This is a genomic window from Acidimicrobiales bacterium (assembly GCA_035546775.1).
GTDB lineage: Bacteria > Actinomycetota > Acidimicrobiia > Acidimicrobiales > JACCXE01 > JACCXE01.
On sequence record DASZWD010000071.1, the window covers coordinates 22,371 to 44,128 of the forward strand.

Annotated in this window: 22 protein-coding genes; 8 read left to right on the forward strand and 14 right to left on the reverse strand. The window is 69.0% G+C overall.

Translation table 11 applies throughout. The annotated features are described in order from the left end of the window. Positions 1 to 25: 25 nt before the first annotated feature. The gene (locus VHC63_17510) at positions 26 to 937 is read left to right on the forward strand and encodes an alpha/beta hydrolase (protein ID HVV38411.1); all 912 of its coding nucleotides are present in this window, start codon (positions 26 to 28) and stop codon (positions 935 to 937) included. Beyond that, the gene (locus tag VHC63_17515) at positions 934 to 1,620 is read left to right on the forward strand and encodes an alpha/beta fold hydrolase (protein ID HVV38412.1); all 687 of its coding nucleotides are present in this window, start codon (positions 934 to 936) and stop codon (positions 1,618 to 1,620) included. The genes VHC63_17510 and VHC63_17515 overlap by 4 nt, the downstream gene beginning before the upstream one ends. Here VHC63_17515 and VHC63_17520 read toward each other — a convergent pair. The 8 genes from VHC63_17520 to VHC63_17555 form a co-directional block, all read right to left on the reverse strand. Next, positions 1,599 to 2,648: a polysaccharide deacetylase family protein gene (locus VHC63_17520; GenBank protein ID HVV38413.1), complete on the reverse strand. Its 1,050-nt coding sequence runs from the start codon at positions 2,646 to 2,648 to the stop codon at positions 1,599 to 1,601. The two genes, VHC63_17515 and VHC63_17520, sit on opposite strands and share 22 nt — an antisense overlap. A 98-nt stretch (positions 2,649 to 2,746) precedes the next feature. Then, the gene (locus VHC63_17525) at positions 2,747 to 3,982 is read right to left on the reverse strand and encodes an acyl-CoA dehydrogenase family protein (GenBank protein HVV38414.1); all 1,236 of its coding nucleotides are present in this window, start codon (positions 3,980 to 3,982) and stop codon (positions 2,747 to 2,749) included. 11 nt (positions 3,983 to 3,993) lie between these two features. Then, a complete protein-coding gene (locus tag VHC63_17530; protein HVV38415.1) occupies positions 3,994 to 5,337 on the reverse strand; it encodes a TIGR03560 family F420-dependent LLM class oxidoreductase in 1,344 nt (447 codons plus the stop codon). A 47-nt stretch (positions 5,338 to 5,384) separates the two neighbouring features. Continuing rightward, positions 5,385 to 7,322 (reverse strand): hypothetical protein, encoded by a 1,938-nt coding sequence (locus VHC63_17535; GenBank protein ID HVV38416.1) that lies wholly within the window; start codon positions 7,320 to 7,322, stop codon positions 5,385 to 5,387. A gap of 7 nt (positions 7,323 to 7,329) precedes the next feature. Continuing rightward, the gene (locus tag VHC63_17540) at positions 7,330 to 8,070 is read right to left on the reverse strand and encodes an SDR family oxidoreductase (protein HVV38417.1); all 741 of its coding nucleotides are present in this window, start codon (positions 8,068 to 8,070) and stop codon (positions 7,330 to 7,332) included. After that, complete coding sequence (yihA, locus tag VHC63_17545; protein ID HVV38418.1) at positions 8,067 to 8,660, reverse strand: ribosome biogenesis GTP-binding protein YihA/YsxC; 594 nt, start codon at positions 8,658 to 8,660, stop codon at positions 8,067 to 8,069. Before yihA ends, VHC63_17540 begins: the two co-directional genes overlap by 4 nt. A gap of 9 nt (positions 8,661 to 8,669) precedes the next feature. After that, positions 8,670 to 8,855 carry a hypothetical protein gene (locus VHC63_17550; protein HVV38419.1) on the reverse strand — a complete coding sequence of 62 codons (186 nt, stop codon included), beginning with the start codon at positions 8,853 to 8,855 and terminating at the stop codon, positions 8,670 to 8,672. Positions 8,856 to 8,873: 18 nt separating this feature from the next. Continuing rightward, positions 8,874 to 9,539, reverse strand: coding sequence for a nitroreductase family protein (locus VHC63_17555; GenBank protein ID HVV38420.1), 666 nt, complete (start codon positions 9,537 to 9,539; stop codon positions 8,874 to 8,876). Positions 9,540 to 9,561: 22 nt separating this feature from the next. Here VHC63_17555 and VHC63_17560 point away from each other — a divergent pair, with 22 nt between their 5' ends. Genes VHC63_17560 through VHC63_17580 form a run of 5 tightly spaced genes read left to right on the forward strand, consistent with a single transcriptional unit; the run spans position 9,562 to position 14,551 of the window. Next, on the forward strand, positions 9,562 to 10,512 hold the full coding sequence (locus tag VHC63_17560; protein ID HVV38421.1) for a MoxR family ATPase: 951 nt from the start codon (positions 9,562 to 9,564) through the stop codon (positions 10,510 to 10,512). Continuing rightward, complete coding sequence (locus tag VHC63_17565) at positions 10,512 to 11,411, forward strand: DUF58 domain-containing protein (GenBank protein HVV38422.1); 900 nt, start codon at positions 10,512 to 10,514, stop codon at positions 11,409 to 11,411. Before VHC63_17560 ends, VHC63_17565 begins: the two co-directional genes overlap by 1 nt. Continuing rightward, the gene (locus VHC63_17570) at positions 11,408 to 13,159 is read left to right on the forward strand and encodes a DUF3488 and transglutaminase-like domain-containing protein (protein ID HVV38423.1); all 1,752 of its coding nucleotides are present in this window, start codon (positions 11,408 to 11,410) and stop codon (positions 13,157 to 13,159) included. The genes VHC63_17565 and VHC63_17570 overlap by 4 nt, the downstream gene beginning before the upstream one ends. After that, positions 13,108 to 13,455 carry a hypothetical protein gene (locus VHC63_17575; GenBank protein ID HVV38424.1) on the forward strand — a complete coding sequence of 116 codons (348 nt, stop codon included), beginning with the start codon at positions 13,108 to 13,110 and terminating at the stop codon, positions 13,453 to 13,455. Before VHC63_17570 ends, VHC63_17575 begins: the two co-directional genes overlap by 52 nt. A gap of 25 nt (positions 13,456 to 13,480) precedes the next feature. Beyond that, a complete protein-coding gene (locus VHC63_17580) occupies positions 13,481 to 14,551 on the forward strand; it encodes a hypothetical protein (protein HVV38425.1) in 1,071 nt (356 codons plus the stop codon). On the opposite strand, the gene VHC63_17585 is transcribed toward VHC63_17580, so the two are convergent. After that, entirely contained in the window at positions 14,548 to 15,417 is an 870-nt protein-coding gene (locus VHC63_17585; GenBank protein HVV38426.1) for a hypothetical protein, read from the reverse strand. The genes VHC63_17580 and VHC63_17585 overlap by 4 nt on opposite strands. Positions 15,418 to 15,799: 382 nt before the next feature. Between VHC63_17585 and VHC63_17590 the strand changes: the two genes are divergently transcribed. Continuing rightward, positions 15,800 to 17,620, forward strand: coding sequence for an AAA family ATPase (locus VHC63_17590; protein ID HVV38427.1), 1,821 nt, complete (start codon positions 15,800 to 15,802; stop codon positions 17,618 to 17,620). Here VHC63_17590 and VHC63_17595 read toward each other — a convergent pair. From VHC63_17595 to VHC63_17615, 5 genes are read right to left on the reverse strand one after another with little or no spacing between them, the layout of a single operon-like run. Continuing rightward, complete coding sequence (locus VHC63_17595; protein HVV38428.1) at positions 17,555 to 17,986, reverse strand: cyclic nucleotide-binding domain-containing protein; 432 nt, start codon at positions 17,984 to 17,986, stop codon at positions 17,555 to 17,557. The two genes, VHC63_17590 and VHC63_17595, sit on opposite strands and share 66 nt — an antisense overlap. Beyond that, complete coding sequence (locus VHC63_17600) at positions 17,976 to 18,947, reverse strand: ABC transporter ATP-binding protein (GenBank protein HVV38429.1); 972 nt, start codon at positions 18,945 to 18,947, stop codon at positions 17,976 to 17,978. The genes VHC63_17595 and VHC63_17600 overlap by 11 nt, the downstream gene beginning before the upstream one ends. Beyond that, entirely contained in the window at positions 18,944 to 19,951 is a 1,008-nt protein-coding gene (locus VHC63_17605) for an ABC transporter ATP-binding protein (protein HVV38430.1), read from the reverse strand. Before VHC63_17605 ends, VHC63_17600 begins: the two co-directional genes overlap by 4 nt. Next, positions 19,948 to 20,817 carry an ABC transporter permease gene (locus VHC63_17610; GenBank protein HVV38431.1) on the reverse strand — a complete coding sequence of 290 codons (870 nt, stop codon included), beginning with the start codon at positions 20,815 to 20,817 and terminating at the stop codon, positions 19,948 to 19,950. Before VHC63_17610 ends, VHC63_17605 begins: the two co-directional genes overlap by 4 nt. Further along, positions 20,798 to 21,754, reverse strand: a complete 957-nt coding sequence (locus VHC63_17615) for an ABC transporter permease (GenBank protein HVV38432.1) — start codon at positions 21,752 to 21,754, stop codon at positions 20,798 to 20,800. The genes VHC63_17610 and VHC63_17615 overlap by 20 nt, the downstream gene beginning before the upstream one ends. Positions 21,755 to 21,758 lie beyond the last annotated feature (4 nt).

Below are 21,758 nucleotides of genomic sequence, written 5' to 3' on the forward strand. Positions count from 1 at the left end.
GAAGCCGGACGTTATCGTCCCGTCGATGGCTGGTGATGAGAGAACGTTTCCGGGCGCCCGGCGACCCGACCGCTTCCGGCGCGTCGACAGCAACGGCTTGTCGATCGCGGCCTACGAGTGGGGCGACGAGGACGCGCCGCCGGTGCTGCTCGTCCACGGCGGCATGGACTTCGCCGGCACCTACGACCTGTTCGCTCCTCTGCTCGCCGACGCCGGCTGGCGCGTCGTGGCCTTCGACCAGCGCGGCCACGGTGACTCCGAACACGCCGTCTGCTACAGCTGGGACGCGGATGTGCGCGACACCCTCGCCGTCATCGACAGCGTGACTCCCGGCGCCATCCCGATCGTGGGCCACTCGAAGGGCGGCGGCCTCATGCTGCAGCTCGCCGATGCGTGCCCGCACCGCGTGACGAAGCTGGTGAACATCGACGGCATGCCGGGCAAGCGCAACATGCCCGACCTGTCCGACCACGAACGCACCCGCATGATGTCGACCGAACTGACGAACTGGCTCGACCATCGCGCTCGCAGCGTCGAGTCCCAGCGCAAGCCGGGTACGCTCGAGGAACTGGCGCAGCGCCGGGCGGTGATGAACCCCCGACTTCCGATCGAGTGGCTCGAGTACCTCGTCACCATCGGCGCCCGCAAGGATCCCGACGGCTGGCGCTGGAAGATCGACCCGGTGATGCGCTTCGGCGGCTTCGGCCCGTGGCGCCCCGAGTGGTCGCTGTACCGCCTGGCGAACGTCGGCGTGCCGCTGCTCGGCATTCTCGCCACCGAACCGGAACGCATGGGCTTCGGCACGCGCCTGGTCGACGTGGCGCCGTACCTACCGCCGGAGTCGACCGTGTACGAGTTCGAGGGCTGCGGCCACTTCATCCACATCGAGCAGCCGCAGCGCACCGCCGATCTCGTCCTCGAATTCCTCGCGGCGTGACGGCTCCAGTGACCGTCCCCGTCATCGTCCGCCACGGCAAGAGCGAACTGGCGCTGCACTGCGTGCGCCCCGGTGAGGGTCCCACCGCGCTCGTGCTGCACGGACTCGCCGAGAACGCCCTCGGGTGCGTGCTGACTCGCCAAGTCGTCGAAGGCTGGCCCGGCGGCGCGGTGTGGGCGCTCGACTTCCTCGGCCACGGCGAGTCGACCCGTCCTCCCGGCGGCGGCTACACCGCCGAGACGCTGATGGCCGACGCCGACGCCGCCCTGCGCCACATCGGCCCGGCGACGGTGATCGGTCGCGGCCTCGGCGCCTACGTGGCGGTCCTCATCGCCGGGGCGCGGCCCGATCTCGTCCGCGGTGCGGTGCTGTGTGACGGGCCGGGGCTCAACGGTGGCGGTTCGAATCCGGCGTCGCCCGTCGTCGTCCAGCCCAAGACCAACGACGCGCCCAAGGGTGCGCCCGACCCGTTCGCGCTGGCCGAGCTGTCCCGCGACGTGCGCCCGCCCGACTACGTCGCCAACTTCCTGCGCCAGGTGCTCGCGCTGTCGTCCCTCGACACGCCGATCACCGTGGCCGCCATCGCGCGCCCCGAGTGGCTCGAGGCCATCGTCGACCAGCCGGGTGTGCAGGAGGCCTCACTTGCGGACGCGATGAGCCTCTACGGAATCGTGAACGAGTAGCCCTCGGCGCGCAGCCGGTCGATCAGACCGGGCAACTGGGCGACGGTCTGGCTGCGATCGCCGCCGCCGTCGTGCATCAGCGCCACGCCGCCGTTCTTGATCGACAGCGCGATGCGGTTCTGGATCATCTCGGCGCCCGGCTTGGTGTAGTCGCCCGGGTCGACGTTCCACGCCAGCACCCGCATGCCGAGCCGGTGCGCCTCGGCGATGATCGACGGCGACGTGTCGCCGCCCGGGCCGCGGTAGAAGCGCGGCGGCGTACCGGTGATCTGCATGATGAGGTTGAACGGGCCGTCGACCTCGGCGAGCTGATACGGGATCGGTTTCAGGCTCGCCTTCATGTCGTGGTGCATCGAGTGGTCGCACAGCGTGTGGCCTTCGGCATGGATGCGCTGCACGAGTTGGGGGAAGCGCTGGATCTGGATGCCGATGAGGCAAAAGACGGCCTTGACGTTCTTGGCCTTGAGGATGTCGAGGACCTGGGGCGTCCAGCGCCCGTCGGGACCGTCGTCGAAACTGAGCAGGACGACGGGTCGGTGCGTCGGCTCGGCCGGGAGCGCCGGCTTGATCACCTGCTCGGGACCGGCGACCTGGCCGGAATACCGTCCTACCAACTCGCGCGCCGTGCCGATGGAACCCGGCTGCCACACCTGCATCTCCACGTCGGGCAAGCCGGCCGGCCTGAGCGGCTTCAGCTGTTCCACCACGGGTTCGACGAAGTCGCGCCCGTTGATAACGGTGATGTGGTCGCCGTTGCCGAGAGGCCGCGTCACCGGCACGTTCTCGTTGTCGATCAGGATGCGCGGCTCGCGGACCTGATGCGGGACGGGATCGCCCGTGGCGACTGAGCGCATGAACCCGACGCGCAGCTGGAGGCCGGCGGCCTCGATGGCGTCCTGCACCGTGGCGTTCGTCGTCGCCAGCTGGATGCGCTTGCCGTTCACGGTGACGCGCATCGCCGACGCGTGCGCCGGCGCCACCGGCCACAACAGCGCGATGGCGCCGATCGCCACCGTTGCCCTTGCCACGTGCAGGGCGCCCCTTCGGCCCACGTCGTCCTTGCTCCCCATGCTCGTCGTTCAGCCAAGCGTAAGGCGACAAGCCCCGCCGATGCGTGATTCCAGCGTCAGCGGCGCAGGAGGTCCTTGGCGATGTGAGTGATCTGGATTTCGTCGGTGCCCGCGTAAATCTGCAGCACCTTGGCGTCGCGGGCGAGCTGCTCGACGTGGAACTCGGACATGTAGCCGTTGCCGCCGTGCAGCTGGACGGCCTCCATCGCCACTTCGACCGCGGCGCGCGCCGAATACAGCTTCATCGCGCTCGCCTCGGCCAGCGTGAGACCGCGACCCGCCGCGCCCATCTCCATGAAGCGGAACACGAGGTTCTGCACGTTGAGGCGCGCAACCTCCATCTTGGCCAGCTTCTCCTGGATCAGCTGGAACTCCCCGATGGGCTGGCCGAACTGCACGCGGTTCTTGGCGTAGTCGATGCACTTCTCGAGGCACATTTCGATGATGCCGAGCGACATGGCAGCGACGCCGGAGCGCTCCATCGAGAACGTGTCCTTGGCGCCCGAACGGCCACCACCGGGAATGTCCTCGGTCTCGCCCAACAGACGGTCCTTGCCGCAGCGCACGTCGTCGAGGAACAACTCCCCGGTCGGCGACGAATGCATACCCATCTTGCGCAGCGGCTTGGACTGCGTGAGGCCCGGCATCCCCTTGTCGAGCACGAAAGTCAGCACCTTGCGCTCTTCCGGCGGGTTGCCTTCGTCGAGCTTGCAGATGAACACGATCGTGTCGGCGTAAGGGCCATTGGTGATGAAGGTCTTCGAACCGTTGAGGACGTACTCGTCGCCGTCGCGCCGCGCCGTCGAACGCATCGAACCGAACGCATCCGAACCCGAGCCCGGTTCGGTGATCGCCCACGCACCGACCTTTTCGAGCGTCAGCAGGTCGCGGGCCCAGCGCTTCTTCTGCGCCGTCGTGCCCTTCGACATGATCGCCGAGCCGGTGAGGCCCACCGACACGCCCATAGCGGTGATCATGCCGGGGCAGTAGCGGCAGATCTCAATGATCGGCAGCATCATCATGGCGTTGCCCCCGCCGCCGCCGCCGGACTCCTCGTCGTCTTCCAGCGTGAGCGGCTTGGGCGCTTCGCCCGCTTCCTCCTTGGCGATGCGGCGGTCGAAGCCGGCGGCGGCCATGGCATCCATGCCGAAGGTCTTGAACATGAGACGCAGCACGTCGTAGGGCGGCGTGTCGCCGTGTTCGAGTTCGTCGCGGCGCGGCGCGATCTCCTTCTCCACGAACTGACGCACCGCGTCCTTGATCATCTTCTGCTCATCGGACCACTCGAACATGGGCCGGAAACCTAGTGGTTGAAGGCGCCGATCACGCGGCCGAACGCCGCCACGTCAGCGGCTGTCGGCTCGCCGCGGAAGTTGACGATGGCGGTGTGCACGCCCGCATCCGCGAGACCGGCGTAGTGCGGAATCGGATCGGCTGTGGGTGCCACGGTGCCGAGGTGCGTCACCTCGATCGTCGATGGGTCGCGCCCGACCGCCGCGCAGTGGGAGTGCAACACCGCGAGCTTGCGCCGCAGCGTCGCAGCGTTGCCGAAGAGATTGCACGCGTCGGCGTACTGCGCCACCAGTCGCAGGGTCTTTCGCTCGCCGGACCCACCGACGAGGATCGGGATGCGCTCCTGCACCGGACGTGGGTAGCTCATCGCTTCGGGCACCTCGATGACCCGCCCGGTGAATGCCGGCGCGCCCTTGCCCCACATGAGCGGCAGCAGTTGGAGGGCGTCTTCGAGCAGCGCGTAGCGCTCCCGCAGCGGTGGGAACGCGAAGCCGTACGCCGCGTGCTCGCGCTCGTACCAGGCGGCGCCGAGACCCGCGATCGCCCGGCCTTCGGAGAGCACGTCGAGGGTCGCGATCATCTTGCCGAGCAGGGCGACGTTGCGGTACGTGATGCCGGTGACGAGCGCACCGAGGCGCACCCGCGTCGTCACCCCGGCGAGGAAGCCGAGGGTCGTGTAGCACTCGAGGATGTCGTCCCACTCGCGGCCGGCTTGTGGGATCTGGATGAAGTGATCCATCAAGAACATGCTGGAAAAGCCGGCGTCCTCGGCGGCCACCGCGACGTCTCGCAGCGCCCCGGCGCGGCTCCCCTCCCAGCCGTGACGCGGCAGTTGCAGTCCAAAGCGCAGCGCTGTCTCGTTCGCGGCCCGTCGCCGCAGCGGCGCCGGCTCGTGGAATACCGAGTCGTAGCCTTCGGCGTCGAGCAACGGCAGCACGCGGGCGAAGTCCTTCAGCTGCTTGTTCAGGATCGGCGCGGGCACGGGCGTGGCGCGAGCGCGGTTGCGGCTTTTGCACGTCGCCGCGTCGGTAGGGAAGGCGATGGCCACGCACGTCACGCCAGCGGCCCGGGCGAAGTCGCGGTAACGCTGCCGGCTGGCGTCCTCCAGCGAAGTGGCGTCGATCACGGTGAAGAGTCCGCGGGCCAATCGACGCTGCACGATGTCTTCGAGGACGGCGAAGGCGTCGGCGCTGGCTTGTTGGTCGAAGGCCGACTCCCCGACCTGCGCCCGCAGCGCGTCGCTCGAGACGATTTCGCCCGGCTCGCAGTTCTGCGCCGCCCACGTCGACTTGCCCGAACCCGATACGCCGACGAGCACGACCAGGCACGGCGTCGGGACACTGAGCGCGGTCACGTCAGGCGCGGTACCAGAGAGTCAGACCGTCGCCCACGGGCGCAGCTTTACGCGTTCACGACCACCGCGACGGAATCTTCGGCGCCAAGGGTCACCACCGTCGACTTCGGCGGGTTGAGCACCACCTCGCCACTGGCGGCGACGCGGTAACCGAACACCGACATCGCCTGTCGCCCACCCGCGGCGACGACTGCCCCGAACGGCAACGCCTCGGCGGGCACCAGGGCGTTAGCCGGGCGCATCTCGATCACCGCGCCCTCGGCGTCGAAGAAGTCGTCGAAGACCGGGAGCAACGCCGGGTTCTCCGACAGCTGCGCCATCAGCAGGCTCGCGAGGGCGTTGCTGACGATGAGGTCGTCCACACCGACGGGCACGGCGAGCGCGAGGTTCTGCTGGTCGAGCAGCTCGGCGACGATCCGCACACCGTGATCGCCGTTGGCCGGCCACTGCGATCGCAGCGCCAGCAGCGTCACGAGGGTGCGGGCGTCGGCGTCGTCGACCGACAACGCATCGCGGTAGCCGAGCACGATGACGCGCTTGGGTGCGCCGTCGGCGAGGGCGTGGAAGTCGTCGGGCCCGCCATCGCCGACCGTGACGGTCAGGGTGGCGTTGGTCAGCGCCACCGTGTCGAGCTCGGCGCCGTCGACCAGTTCGCCGTCGACCACGACCGTCACCCGGGACTCCGGTGGCAGGAACTCGTCGAGCTCGCGCAAAACGGTGTGACCGAACCGGCTCCAGCCGACGAGCACCACGTCGAGCGGCGGCCGAGGCCGTGCACCCGTAGCCGGCACCGCCGGGGCGTCGTATGCCTGCACCCCGGTGAAGGCCACCGCCGAGTCGTCGGCCGCGACCAGGATCAGCTGGTCGTCGACGGCCAGAACCGTGTCGGGCGCCGGGTTCAACTCCACCTCCCCCGTCGCCCGCATGCGCCCGATGACGCTCGACGCCTCGAAAGCCACGAGCGCCTCGGCGTACGTGCGGCCCGCCAGCTGCGGCACGGGCGTGAAGTAGATCTCGTCGCCGGCGAAGTCGAGCAAGTCGCTGAACACGGCGGCGAGGCCCGGTTGCAGGCACGCCTGCGCCGTGACCTCGGCGACGACTTCGTCGCTGCACACCGTAAGCACCCGCCCGTCGGTGGCATCACGAATGATGCGCGCCGTGTCGCCTTGGGCCAGTTCGGCAACGACGTGGGTGTCGAGCAGACCTGGATCGACGGCGCGCACCGCCAGGATGGCCTTGACCACGCCGGCGTCGCCGTCGGTCCCGCGCACCACGATGATGGCGCGCGCGTGGTGCACCGCGGCGCGCTCGAGATCGGCGGGCGAGCTGGTGCTGCCACTACGGCAGACGAGGCGCGTCGTGCGTGCGTCGCGCACCCGATCGTGCAGCGTCTCTTCCATCTCGGTCTTGTCGACGTCGGACAGCACGACGATGGCCACGTCGCGCTCGCTGGCGTTCGCCTCCACCAATTCGGCAACGATGCGCGGGACCTGATCGGACCAGCCGAGGATGAGCGTGTGGCGCGCTTCGACGACGGTGCTGCGCCCCTTGCGCAAGTCTTCGACCTTTTGGTCGACCGCATTGGCGATAAGACCGATCAATGAGCCGGCGAGGAAGATGCCGGCGAGCGTGACGATCAGCGCAACGATGCGGGTGGGCCACGCGGTGTCGGAGGCGAACGAGCCGGAATCGAGCGTGCGCAGCATCGCCTGCCACAACTCCTCACCGAAGGTGTGCTGCGCTCCGCCGGCGAACGCCAGGTTCGCCACGGTGGCAATGGCCGCGGCGACGACGATGACGAGGATGCTCAACGCCGCGAGGTACAAGATCACGACGAGGGGCCCGCGCGCCATGGCGTTGTCGAAGCGGTAACGCAGGCGGGTGAGGAGCGACACGTGTGCCGGCTGCTTCCGCTTCACCGGGCCGGGCGCGGCGTTGTGCATCCGGTTGCGCCGCTGGCTGGCCTTGCTCTGGCGGGCGGTCATCGCGCCATCACCGACCTCCGCTCACATCGAGGATTGCGCCTGTCACGTACGACGCTTCATCCGAACACATCCACACGATGGCGCGCGCGATCTCGACGGGCTCGCCGGCGCGCTGCATCGGGATCTGGGCGGCAAGGCGCTGGGCGCGGTCGGGCTGGCCGCCGCTGGCGTGGATTTCCGTATCGGTGATGCCCGGGCGCACGCAGTTCACCCGCACGCCGTCGGCGGCCAACTCCTTGGCGAGCCCGAGCGTCAGCGTGTCGATCGCCGCCTTCGACGCCGCGTAGTCGACGTAGTTGTTCGGGCTGCCGACACTGGCGGCCACCGAACCGACGTTGACGATGGCGCCCCCGGCCCCGCCGTGGCTGTGCGCCATCCGCCGTGACGCCTCCCGGGCGCACATGAACGCGCTCAGCACGTTGACCTCGAACATCCGCCGCACCCGCTCCGTCGACATCTCGTCGACTCGCTGGGCAACGTCGACGATCCCGACGTTGTTGACGAGGACGCCCAGCGCGCCCAGGCCGTCGGCGGCCGCGAACAGGGCGGCGACGGCTTCGTCAGTGGACACGTCGCCCGCCACCGCGAGAGCGCGCACGCCATGCATGAGGCAGGCGCGCACGACGTCGTCGGCGCGCGCCGCGTCGCGTTGGTAGCCCACCACGACGTCGTGGCCGGCGGCGGCCAGCAGCTCGCAGGTGGCGGCGCCGATGCCACGACTGCCGCCGGTGACGATGGCCACGCTCATGCGGCTAGCCATTCGAGAATCAAGCCGCGCAACCGGTCGATGCCAACTCCCTTGGCGGCGCTGACCCACACGACCTCGGATGGCGCCACTCCGCACCCGGCAGCGAGCTCGCGCTTGCGCTTCTCGCGCTGGGACGACTTCACCTTGTCGTGCTTCGTCGCGATCACGGTGAAGGGGCGCTCGTGCGCCCGGAGCCACTCGAAGAGCTGCACGTCGAGCTTCGTCGGCCCGATCTCGCCGTCGACGAGCGCCAGGATATTGCGCAGCTCGTCGCGCTCGAGCAGGTACTCCTCGGCCATGTGCTGCCAGGCATGGCGCAGCGTCGCCGACGCCTTCGCGTAGCCGTAACCCGGGCAATCCACCACCATTCGGCCCCCGCCACGCCCGTCGTCCACGCTGAACTGGTTGAGCAGGCGCGTGCGACCCGGAGTCTTGGACACCATTGCGAGCTTGGCGCTACCGCCGAGGGCGTTGACGAGCGACGACTTGCCGACGTTGGAGCGCCCGATGATCGCTACTTCGGCGGCCGCCGGCGCGAGGTCCTGCAGCCGCGGCGCGGACAGCACGAAGCGCAGCGGCAGCGGCGGCACGGCAACGGTTTAGTCGTCGGCTTTGAGGGCGACCGCATTCGGAGTGACGTTCATCTTCGGCACGTAGACCTCGGCCTCACCACGCTCGGTTGGTTCGCGGAACATGGCGGCGTTGAGCGCCTCGCGACACGTCGGGCACGGGCCGTAGAACGGCGTGTCGATCTCGGGCGCACCGCAGCGGGGACAGTCGAACATCGCCCGTCAATGTAGAGATCAGCCGCCGGTGTAGCGCGTACCCTCCGGGTCCACTGCCCAGAGCGCCGGCGCTTCGTAGGTGTTCTCGTAGACGAGTTCGGGCAGCGGCCGTCGCCGCACCGGTCCGTGCCCGCCCGCCGGCTTGCCCAGCGGGATGACTCCGGCGATGAGCACGCCGTCGGGCAGCTCGAGGACGCGCGCGAGTTCGTCGCGCACCGGGTGATGCCACTGCGTCATGACCCCGCCGTAGCCCAGCGCCCGCGCCGCCAGGAGCAGGTTCTGGCACGCCGGGTACACCGACGCGCCGGCGGTGATGTCGGTGCGACCGTGGCGATCGCGGTTACAGGCGATGACGATGACGGGTGCATCCTCGATCGAGTCGACGAACGCGTTCATCGTGCGCGCCATGCGGGCGCGGCGGCTGGTGTCGTCCGCCGGCGGGTCCTGCCGCTCGCCCTGCCACGACAACGCGAATCCCTTGGCCAGCAACGCCCGCGCTGCCGCCGCCTCGGGTGTGCGGCGCAATACGACGAAACGAAACGGTTGGCTGTTGTGGCCCGACGGGCCGCGGGTGGCGGCAAACATGATCGCGTTCAGGTCATCGGGCGGGATGTCGTCGGGCAAATAGCGGCGAATCGCCCGAGTCGTCACCAGTCCGTCGTAGAGGCTCAGCGGTTCGGCCATCCGCACTTTGTATCGTGCGGAGATGGCGCGAGGGGCTGCCGGGGCGGCAGTACGTGAACTGGCCCGCGACGTCGAGTCGGCGGTCAACGCGGTCGTGCGCGGCCGCGAAGAGGTGGTGGCGCTCACGCTGGTGGCGCTGCTCAGCGGCGGGCACCTGCTGATCGAAGACGTGCCGGGCGTCGGCAAGACGCTGCTGGCCAAGTCGCTCGCCACCGCCGTGGGCGGCAAGTTCAACCGCGTGCAGGCGACGCCCGACCTGTTGCCCTCTGACATCACCGGCAGTTCGGTGTACCAGCCGGTCGACGGAATCTGGGAGTTCCACCCCGGGCCGATCTTCGCCAACGTCGTCGTCGTCGACGAGGTCAACCGCGCCACGCCGCGCACGCAGGCGGCGGTGCTCGAGGCGATGGAAGAACGCCAGGTGACCGTGGACGGCGTGAGCCGCGCCCTGCCCGAACCGTTTTTCTTGATCGCCACGCAGAACCCGCGCGAGCACGCCGGCACGTTCCCGCTCCCCGACGGCCAGCTCGATCGCTTCGCCCTCACCACGAGCATGGGGTATCCGGCGCCGGCCCACGAGGCCGACGTGCTGCTGGGCCAGGGCGGGGTCACCGCCCTCGACTCCGTGACGCAGGTCGTCACCGTCGACCGGCTGGCCGACGCCATCGACGCGGTGCGCCGCCTCCACGTCGAGCGGGCGGTGGCGGAGTATGTCGTCGCCCTCGTGGCGGCGTCGCGGGCGCACCCCGCAATCTCGCTCGGTGCGAGCCCCCGCGCCGCGACGGCCCTCCTGCGCGCCGCGCAGGCACACGCCGCCATGGACGGACACGACCACGTGACGCCCCACGACGTCCAAGCTCTGGCGGTGCCCGTCCTGGCGCACCGGCTGGTGCTGCGCGACGGCGCCGGCGTCGATGCTGCAGCGGCGATCGTGAACGAACTCGTCGGCCGCGTCCCAGTTCCGCGCCAGTAGTGCGCGAGTTGCTGCGTCGCGTCGGCGCCACGCCGTACGCGGTCGCGGCCGTTGGCCTGGCCGGCATCGCCATGCTCCTGTCACGCGGCGCCGGCTCGGGTTGGCTCGTCGTGATTGCCGCGGCCTTCATCGGCGTGTTCGTGATCGGCGTCGTCACGGCCGTCGTCGGCCTGGCCGACGTGCGCGTCGAGCTCTTGGTGCCGACCGACGCCACCGTGGGCGAGCGGATCCCGATCGAGGTCCACTTGCACGCAGCGGTGCGGCAGCTGCGAACGCTCACATTCTGGAATCTCGACGGCTCCACCTATCCCGTCGCGCGAGGACACGCGACGATTCATGCGGAGGCGCGGCGACGGGGCTTGGTAGATGCGGTCGTGGTCGAGGTGTCAAGCGGCGTGACACTCGGCCTCTTGCGACCAGTCGCCCGCCGGACGATCGAACTGCCCACGCCGTTGGCGATCGCGCCGCGCCCGACACCCGCCACCCTGTCCGACGCCATCGGCTTCGATGCCGCCGCCGACGTGCGTTCGGTCCGTTCCTACGTCGCCGGCGATCCGGTGCGGCTCGTGCACTGGCGCAGCACGGCGCGGCGCGGCGAGTTGATGGTGCGCGAACTCGAGGCCGCCGACCAGGTGCGCGGGACTTTGCTGGTGTTCCGCGTCGCTCTCGGGGACGATGCCGACAACGCGGAAGCGATCGCCAGCCGCGCCGCCGGCCTTGCCTGCGTCGCGCTCGACGCTGGCCTACGCGTCCGGCTCGACACGCGTGACGCTCGGGGGCCCCAGCGCACGGCCGTCAGCACGCGGCGCGACGTCGGCCGCTGCCTCGCCGCCGCCGTCCCCGGTCCACTGCCGGCGGGACGCGCCGGCGACCGCGTGCGCGTCGTGGACGTGACGTGACGGCCACGTTGCTGGGGCGGATCCGCGAGGCCAACCGCACGCCCGTGGTGGAAGACTCGGTGCCGCTGCGGGTCGCGGTCTTCGTCGCCGTGATGATCGCAACGCAGGGCGCGTTGCGTCTCGGCATCGGTGGCGTCCCGCTGCAGCTGGCGTGCGTCATCGGCATCCCAGCCGGCTACGTGCTGTCGCATCGGCTGCGTCAGCGCAGCCGCGGCTGGCTCAAGGCGTTGCTCGCCGTCGGTGCGGTCGCAGCCTTCGTGCAGTTCCTGGCGTTGCTGGCGCCGGCGCTCGGCGGCCAGGTGTTCGGCCTCCAGGCCGGCCTGATCGAGCTGTTGCTGTGGGTCCAAGTGCTGCACTCGCTCGACCTGCCGGGGCGCCGCGACGTGCTGTTCTCCCTCGGCACGAGCGGCGCGTTGCTGATCGTCAGCGCCACGCTCGCCACCACCACCGACTTCGGGGTCACGGTGGCGCTGTGGTTCGCCGCCGCCCTCGTGGCGATCGTGATCGCCAACCTCGACGACGCCGGTGTCGTCTTGGGCCGCGTGCGCTACGCCCGCTCGATCCCGACGACGATGGTGGCGTCCCTCGCCGTCGGTGTCCTGGTCTTCTCCGTCTTGCCGCCGGCAAGGGTGTTCGCCTTCGGCTTGCCGTCGCGCGCCGGCAGCGGGGGGATCAGCACTGGCGGGCAACTGCTCAACCCGGGGTTCAACAGTCTGCCTACCGCTCGCGGCAAGACCGGCTCGAACACCACCGGCACGTTCGGATACTTCGGCTACACCGACGACCTTGACCTGGGGTTCCGCGGTCGGCCGGACAACACAATCGTCATGCGGGTGCGCGCTCCGGGCCCCGCCTTCTGGCGCGCCCAGAGCTTCGACACCTACGACGGGCAGCACTGGTCCAACAGCGACACGAGGCTGCACCGCCTCGCCACGAGCGACGGACTCCGCCCCGTGCTGACGCCCGAGGACCGCCCCACCCAAGGTGGCGAGGAGTTCATCCAAACCTTCTACATCGCCAAGATGGCACCCAACGTCGTGTTCGCCGCGGCCACGCCGTCGGAAGTGTTCTGGCCCTTCGACCAAGCGTACGAACTCTCCGACGGCACACTGCGCGCCGGCGACACCATGGCGCCGGGCACGGTGTACTCCGTCATCAGCCGGCGCCTACCGATCACGGCCCAGGCGCTGCGCAACGCCGATCCGCGGCGCGGCTTCGTCAACGCCGACACGGCGGCGCGCTACACGTCTTTGCCGCCGATCCCGACGCGGGTCCGCGCCCTCGCCGAGCAGCTGAACGACGCCGCACCGACGACCTACGACGCCGTGCAGTCGATGATCCAATGGATCGCCGCGCATACGCGGTACTCGCTCGACCCGCCGCGCTTGCATCGTGGAGACGACGCGGTCGATCGATTCCTCTTCGCGGATCGCAAAGGCTTCTGCGAGCAGATCGCGTCGTCCCTCGTCGTGATGCTGCGGTCGGTGGGCGTACCGGCGCGACTGTGGGCTACGCTCCGGGGCATCGCAATCCTTTCACCGGCATGTACGAGGTGCGGGCGTCGGACGCGCACGCGTACACCGAAGTCTTGTTTCCGGGTATCGGATGGCAGGCCTTCGACCCGACCGCCAACGTCCCGTTCGCCGGCGACAGCGGCGCGTTCCCGCGCTTCGCCGGCAGCGGACTGGCGACGTTCGTGGCGCACGCGCTGCCGAGCACCACCGCGACAGCGGCGGCGACCGCTGTGATGGTGGCCGTCATCGGCGTTGCCCTGCTACTACGCCGCACCAGTCGTCGCCGACGCCGCTCGTGGCTCGAAGTGCAACTGGCGCGCCTCGAAGCGTGCGCCGGTGTGCCCATCGACCGCGCCGCGACGCTGCCGGGCTGGCTGGCGACGTTGCCCAGCGTGCAACGTGATGCATTTACGCCCATCGTGCGCGCTTTGGAACTCGAAGCGTGGTCCGCCACACCGCTGCACGACGAAGATCGCCGCTGGATCGAGCAATCTCTGGCAAAAGTTCGCCCACCCGCGACGACAACCTGACGCGAACATGGCACCCTGCCATGCCGTGAAGACGCGACTGTTGGCCGCGTCCGTCGCGTTGACGTTGATCGGCGTGACCGGGGCCGTTTTCCACGCTGATCGTTCGACTCCGGTCGTGGCCGCCCCACCCGGGCGCACGACCACGACCAGCACCTCGACGACGTCCACCACGCTGCCGCCCACGACGACCACCACCGCACCTCCTCCGCCGCCCGCGCCCGTCCAAGCCGCCGCCGTAACGACGCCACCCACGACCCTGCCGCCGATCCTGCGTACGAATGCACCCCTGGTCCCCGGCAACCCCATGGCCTTCGCCGGCTTCGGTGCGTGGGTCGACGTCTACGACTGGAGCAACGAGTACACGGGCGGCAAGCCGACGGTCGGTCCGGACGATGTCGACCGCATGGCGAAGCTGGGCGTGCAGACGCTCTACATCCAGGCGACCAAGACCAAGTCGCAGACGCTGATCGTGGACCCGCAGCTCCTCCACCCGCTCATCGACCGCGCCCACGCCGACGGCATGGGCGTGATCGCCTGGTATGCGCCGTCCTTCGAAGATCCGCTGCTCGACCTGCGCAAAATGCTCGCCATGCACGCGCTTGGCGTCGAGGGCATCGGCGTCGACATCGAGAGCCGAGTCGTGAGCGACACCGCGGAACGCAATCGTCGTCTTGTCGACCTCAGTGTCGCGTTACGCCAGCACCTCCCGCAGGTGCCGCTCGCGGCGGTCGTCATGCCGGCGGTCCAGATGGAAGTCGTGAACCCCGCGTTCTGGCCGGGCTTCCCGTACCGCGATCTCGCGCCCGCCTTCGACGCGTGGATGCCGATGGACTACTGGACGTCGCGCACCGTGGCGTCGGGCTACCACGATGGCTACCGCTACACCGCCGAGAACATCGATCGCCTCCGCGCCGACTTGGGCAACGCCAACGCCTACGTGCATCCGGTGGGCGGCATCGGTGACGCGACGACGGAAGCCGACGTGGACGGGTTCCGCCGCGCCGCGACGGAACGCAACGCCATCGGCGGCTCGGTGTACGACTACCGCACGACCGGCGACGCACTGTGGCCGCATCTGGCGGCCTTCCGCCGCTAGGACACGCGCACCGACCGCAAGATCGCGTCGAGCGTCGCCTGGTCGGCCGCCGGGTGCAGCGAGAGCGCGACGGCGAAGTACGTCCAGCCGCTGCGGTCGAACGCGGTGAACGTCTCGACGGCGTTCTTGCCGAGGCCGGCGGCGTTGGGACGGTGCGCTACTTGGTACGCCGTGCCCACCGACAGACGCACGGTTTGCACGGCGGACGCGGGCGTCCCCGCGCGCGTCGCCACCTGCGTCACAGTGGTGCGGGCGCTCGCGGTGCGCGGCGTGCGGAACAGACTGAAAGTCGTGGCCCCGTCGGTCGCGGTGTCGGCGACAGAAAAGATCAGGCCGAGTTTGTCGTCGACGAGTGAGGCCGCCAGGTTCTTGTCGAGCGCGAGTGGTTCGAACGTCGCCGGGGCGATGAATCCACACGCGCAGATGCGATCGCGCAGCACGAGGCCTGACGCCGTCACCGGAGCTGGGAAGTAAGGGCCCAGACGCGGGCGCAGGGCGGCCACCTCTCGGTTCACGATGTCCTGCACGAACGCAGACGTCGTGGCGACGGCCCCGGAGGCACCGACGTTCGTGCCCACGATGAGGTTGAACTCCCAGCGCTCGATCCGGAACTCGACCGAGTAGCCGGCTTGCGGGTACTTCCCCGGCAGCTGCGCCGGGTGGTATTCGGCGGCGACGGCGCCGGTCACGCCGGCGATGGGCACCCGCGCACGCTTCTCCTGCGTCCACGACCGGGCGACGGCCGACTTGTGCGCCGCCGCTCCGGCCGGCGTCTTGAACTCGGTGACGCCGACGATGACGAACTGATGCGAGTTCTTGTCGAGCCACGTGGCCGCTGACGCGGCGCGAAAGCCCAGGCGCGCCAACTCGGCGCTGGCAGCCTTTGGATCGGCCGTGTTGGCCGTTATGTCCCGGACTGTCAGGGGCTGTACGGCCCCGACCGCGCGGAAACCGGGAGGCAGACTCGTCGGCAGGAGCTTCGCGACCGGCTGGGCGGGCGCCGCTTTGACCGTCGCCAGTTCGGAGGCGGGACCCTGCGCAACCCGACCCGAAACCGCTCGGCCCAGGCCGACGACCTGGATGGGCGCCATCACGGCGAGCGCGACAATCAGACGGACCCGCAATCTGTCCATTCCGTCCTATCGACGCCGGAACACGAAATGTGATGACTGACGCCTAAATTGAGTGGGCACCACACCGACGGGTTCTTGTAGCGCGGCGCGCACGTCACGCGGAAAGGGGCTAACGGTGGATCTTCAGTTGCTCTCGAACAGCAGCGTCATCGCCGACGGGACAGCCGACGTGGCCGTCGCCCGCGAGCGCACCCGCGGCCGCCGTCTCGGCAAGGTCGCCTTCATCGGGGGCATCGTCCTGGTCTGGTTGTGGTCGCGCATCGTCGAGGGCAACCCGCCGTGGCCGCGCTTCCACCTGCCACCCACGATCGGCGCGGCGCTGCCGCTGCTGCTGCTCGTCGTCATCCTCGGCGTCGCCGTGTTGGCGCCCCTGTTGACCGCCGGGCGCTCGCCCCACGTGCTGTTCCGCTCGACCGAAATCGAGACGTCCTTCGACGACGTCAAGGGCGCCGGCGTCCTCGTCGAAGAAGTCGTCAAGACGCTCAACCTGTTCCTCGCCCACAAGACCTTCAAGGAGACGATGGGCGGCACGCCCCGCCGCGCCATCCTCTTCGAGGGCCCGCCCGGCACCGGCAAGACGTACATGGCCAAGGCGATGGCGAAGGAAGCCGGCGTGCCGTTCCTGTTCGTGTCGTCGTCCGCGTTCCAGTCGATGTATTACGGCCAGACGAACCGTAAGATCCGCTCCTACTTCAAGGCGTTGCGCGAGATGGCGCGGCGCGAGGGCGGCGCCATCGGCTTCATCGAAGAGATCGACGCCGTCGGTGGATCCCGCGCTGGGATGGGCCAGGGCCGTGGCGAAGGCGTCACGGGCGTTGTCAACGAACTGCTGATCCAGCTCCAGTCCTTCGACACGCCGCCCAACGGCGTGCGCATCCACAACTGGTTCGTCGAGCGGCTCAACCGCTTCCTGCCGCCACACCGACAGATGGCCAAGCGCAGGTCGGTCCCCGCCAACATCCTCGTCATCGGCGCGACCAACCGCGCCGCCGACCTTGACCCCGCGCTCCTGCGGCCCGGCCGCTTCGACCGTTCCATCTACTTCGACCTGCCCAACCGCACCGGCCGGCGCGAGATCATCGACTACTACCTGTCGAAGAAGCAGCACGACGCCGAACTCGACGATCCGGCGCGGCGCGACACGCTCGCCGCCATGACATCGCACTACTCCCCCGTCATGATCGAGCACATCCTCGACGAGGCACTGGTGTGGGCCCTGCGCCGCGGCGCCGATCGCTTGTCGTGGGCCGACGTGCAGCGGGCGAAGATGGCCGAGGAGATCGGCCTCGCCCAGCCCGTCGAGTACACCGAGGCCGAGCGGCGCACGATCGCCACCCACGAGGCCGGCCACGCGGTCGTCGCCTGGCTGGCGGGCAAGGGCCGCAAGCTCGAGGTGCTCTCGATTATCAAGCGGAAGGAAGCGCTCGGCCTGCTCGCCCACTCCGACGTGGAAGAGCGTTTCTTGAAGTCGGAGTCCGAACTGCGCTCGCTCATCATGATCGCCATGGGCGGCCTCGTCGCCGAGGAAATCTTCTTCGGTGAGATCACGTCAGGCCCGAGCAGCGACCTCAAGGCCGCCACCACCTATGCGGCGATGATGATCGGCAGCCTCGGCATGGACGGCAGCCTCTTCTCCTACGAAGCCATCCAGACGCCGCAGGCCAACATCGTGGCCAAGGTGTCGTCGACCGAGGATGGCCGCGAGCGCATCGAGGCGCTGCTGCGCCAACTGCACGACGATGCGCGCGCCACGCTCGAGAGCCATCGCCATCTCGTCGAAGGCCTGCGCGACGCGCTGCTCCAGCGCGACGAACTGATCGGCGACGAGATCGTCGAGATCATCGTGGCCGCCGCGAGCGGCCGGGGCGACTCAGATGTCGACGCTGCCGCGACCGGCCTGCAGGTCGCGCACCAGTCGACTCAGGTGCTCGAGTAGACCGCGGGCGACCGTCGAAGTCCGCAAGACGTCTTCGAACCGGTCGGCGCTGATCTTGTAGAGGTGCATCGGCGTGCGCGCCGTCACGGTCGCCGAGCGCGGCAGGTGGTCGACGAGGCCCATCTCGCCGATCGGGCGCCCGGGCCCGGCGCTCGACACGACGCTGCCGCCGACGGCCACGTCAGCCTCGCCCTCGACGATGACGTAGCAGGCGTCGGCCACTCGCCCTTGGTCGCACAGCACGGTGCCGGCGGGAACGTCGACTTCCTCGACGATGGCGGCGAGCGCTTCGAGGTCCTTCTTGCTGCAGCGACGGAACAGGTCGATGGCGCCGAGGCGCTCGACGGTTGCTTTGTCAGGTGCCATCGGTGACTCCTAGCGGGAAGTGACAGGCGACGAAATGTCCGGGCCGCAACTCTTCGAGGGGCGGTTCCACCTCGGCGCATTTCGCTTCGGCACGCGGGCAGCGCGTCCGGAACCGGCAGCCCGACGGCGGGTCGATCGGCGACGGCGGGTCGCCCACGACGACGTCGGGCGCGGCGCCGGGACGCACCGTCGGGTCGGGGACCGGTATCGACTCGAGCAGCGCGGCGGTGTAGTGATGCATCGGCTGGTTGTAGAGCTCGTCGGCCGGCGCCAGCTCGACGAGCTTGCCGAGGTACATCACGGCGACGCGGTCACTGACGTTCTTCACGACGGCGAGGTTGTGCGACACGAAGACGAGCGTCAGCTTGTAGCGCTGCTTCATGTCCTCGAGCAGGTTGAGGATCTGCGCCTGGACCGACACGTCGAGGGCGGAGACGGGCTCGTCGCAGATGATGAGGTTCGGGTCGAGCGCCAGGGCGCGGGCGATGCTGATGCGCTGGCACTGGCCGCCGGAGAACTCGTGCGGCCGGCGCTCGGCGGCGCGGGGATCGAGGCCGACGGCGTCGAGCAGTTCGAGCACTTTGGCCTCGCGCTCTTCCTTGGTGCCGATGTTCCAGATGTTGAGCGGCTCGGCGATGATGTCGCGGACGCGCCGGCGCGGATTGAGCGATGAGATCGGGTCCTGGAAGATCATCTGCAGCTCGCGGCGCACCGCCCGCAGGTCGTTGCCGTGCAGGTCGGTCAGCTCCCGCCCGTCGTAGCGCACCGATCCGCCCGTCGGCTTGGGAAGCTGCAGGATGGCGCGTCCCGTCGTCGACTTGCCGCAGCCCGACTCGCCCACCAAGCCAAGCGTTTCGCCTTGGTGCACGTCGAAGCTCACGCCCGACACGGCGTGCACCTTGCGTCCCGGTCCGGCCGGGAACTCGACGGTGAGGTCGCGGACTTCGAGCAGCGACGTCACTTCGTACGCGCCTTCTGCTTCTTCGTGCCGACCGGGAACCAGCAGGCGAAGACGTGGTCGTCGCCCACGGTGTCGTCGGACGCCAGCGGCGGCTCCTCCTCGCGGCACTTGTCCTGCGCGTACGGGCAGCGCGGCGCGAAGTTGCAGCCCGGCGGCGGGTTGACGAGGTCCGGCGGGCGACCGCCGATCGCCGGCAGCCGGGTGTGGCTCGGCTGATCCGTCTTCGGGATCGAGGTGATGAGCGCCTCGGTGTAGGGCATGCGCATCTCGGTGAACAGCTTGGCTGTCGGCGCCTTCTCGACGATCTTGCCGGCGTACATGACGGCGATGTGATCGGTGCGGCCGGCCACGACGCCGAGGTCGTGCGTCACGAGGATCATCGCCATGTGACGCTCGCGCTGCTTGTCCTGGAGCAGATTCAGGATCTGCGCTTGCACGGTGACGTCGAGGGCGGTGGTGGGTTCGTCAGCCATGAGCAGCTTCGGGCCGCACGCGATCGCGATGGCGATCGTCACGCGCTGGCGCATGCCGCCGGACAACTCGAAGGGGAACTGCTTCATGCGCCGGTCGGGCTCCGGGATACCGACGCTGCGCAGCAGCGCCACGGCGGTTTCGTTGGCGCGGTCCTTGTCCATGTCGAGGTGGACACGCAGCCCTTCGGTCACCTGCTTGCCAATCTTCATGACCGGGTTGAGCGACGTCATCGGGTCCTGGAACACCATGCCGATCTCCGCGCCCCACACCTCGCGCATCTGCTCCGTCGACAGCGTCGTCAAGTCACGACCTTCGAAGCGCACCGACCCGCCGTGTTCGACGTTCTTGGGCGGCAGCAGCCGCATCACCGAGCGAGACAACACCGTCTTGCCGGAACCGGACTCGCCGACGATGCCGAGCGTCTGGCCGCGTTCGAGCGTGAACGACACGCCGTCGACGGCGCGCACCATGCCGCGGTCGGTCCGGAAGTGCGTGTACAAATCCTCGACGACGAGCAGCGGTTCGGTCACACGCTCACGTCCTTGGTGTCGAAGCGGGCTCGCAGCGCGTCACCGGCGAAGTTGAGCGCCAGCACGGTCACGAACAGCACCGTCGATGGGATAAGGCTGAGGTTGGGGTGATCCTGCAAGAAGCTGCGGCCGTCGTTGATCATGCCGCCCCACGTCGGCGTCGGGGCGTGGACCGACAACCCGAGGAACGCGAGCCCGCCCTCACCCACGATGGCCAGGGCGACGGCAATGAACGAGAACGACGCCACCGGAATCGCGACGTTGGGCAGGATCTCGCGCACGATGATGCGCCAGTTGGTGGCGCCGAGCGTGCGCGCCGCCGTCACGAACTCACGCTGGGCGAAGGTGAGGGTGCTGGCGCGCACGATCCGCGCGATTGGCGCGATCGAGATCACGGCAATGGCGATGGTCACGTTGCGCAGGTTCTGACCGAGGAACGTGACGATGGCGAGGGCGAACACCAGCGCCGGAAACGCCAGCATCACGTCGGCGATGCCCATGAGCAACCGGTCGACGCGCCCGCGGTAGTAGCCGGCGATGACACCCATCGAACCGCCGACCAGGAGCCCGAGGAAGATCGACGCGAAGCCGACGGTGAGCGACACCCGCGACGCGTAGATGACCCGCGACAGCATGTCGCGACCCAACGAGTCGGTACCGAGCAGGTGATGGATCGACGGGTTGAGGTTGATCGCCGCCTTCTGCGCATTCGGATCGGGCAGCGGCAGCACCCCGGCGAACACCGCCAGGAAGATGATGAGGACGACCCATCCGATCGACAGCCAGAACATGACGCCGAGGCGGACCCGCTTCTTGGCCGACGCCTCGACGCCGGTGGCGTCGGTGTCAACTGGCGCTGGCAGCATGACGCACCCTCGGGTCGATGACGACGTACAGCAAGTCGACGAGGAAGTTGACCATCACGTAGCCCACCGCCACGAGTAGCACCGTCCCCTGCACGACGAGGTAGTCGGCGCTGAAGATCGATTGCACCGTCAACTCGCCGATGCCGGGCAGCGCGAAGAGGATCTCGACGATGAAGGTGCCGCCGATGAGGCGGCCGAAGTTCAAACCGGCGACGGTCACCAGCGAGAAGCTCGACGGGCGGAACGCGTGGAGCCACAAGATCCGCCACGGTGGCATGCCCTTGGCCCGCGCCATGGTGATGAAGTCCTCTTGCAGCGTCATGATCATGTCGGCGCGCAACAGCCGCATGTACGTGGCCAACTCTGCGACCGCCAGCGTGATCGAGGGCAGGGTGAGCGATCGCAGGTTCTCGACCGGGTTCTGCGTCAGCGGCACGTACCCCGTCGCCGGGAAGAGGTGGAACTGCACGGCGAACACCAGCACGAGCACGACGCCCACGACGTAGGACGGCAACGCCAGGAACCCGAAGGACACGCCCGTCGAGATGCGGTCGAGCAAGCCGTCGGGCCGAGTTGCCGCCCGGATCGCCAGCGGAATCGACACGACGAGCGCCAAAAATTGCGAGAGCACCAGCAGTTCAAGGGTGACGGGCAAGCGCTGGCGCAGCGCCTCGAGCGTCGGTTGGTTGTTCTGGTACGAGCGACCGAAGTCACCGTGCAGCGCGTTCCACACGAAGTGCCAGTACTGCGAGAGCACCGGCTTGTCGAGACCCAGGGACTTGTGCAACGCCCGCACGGCGGCGGGCGTTGCACTGGGTCCGAGAATGTTGACCGCCGGGTCGCCCGGCAGCAGCTTGAGCAGCAGGAACGACAGCGCGGTCACCGCGATCAGTACCGGGATGAGGTACAGGACCTTCCCGGCGAATGAGCGCAGCACGAAG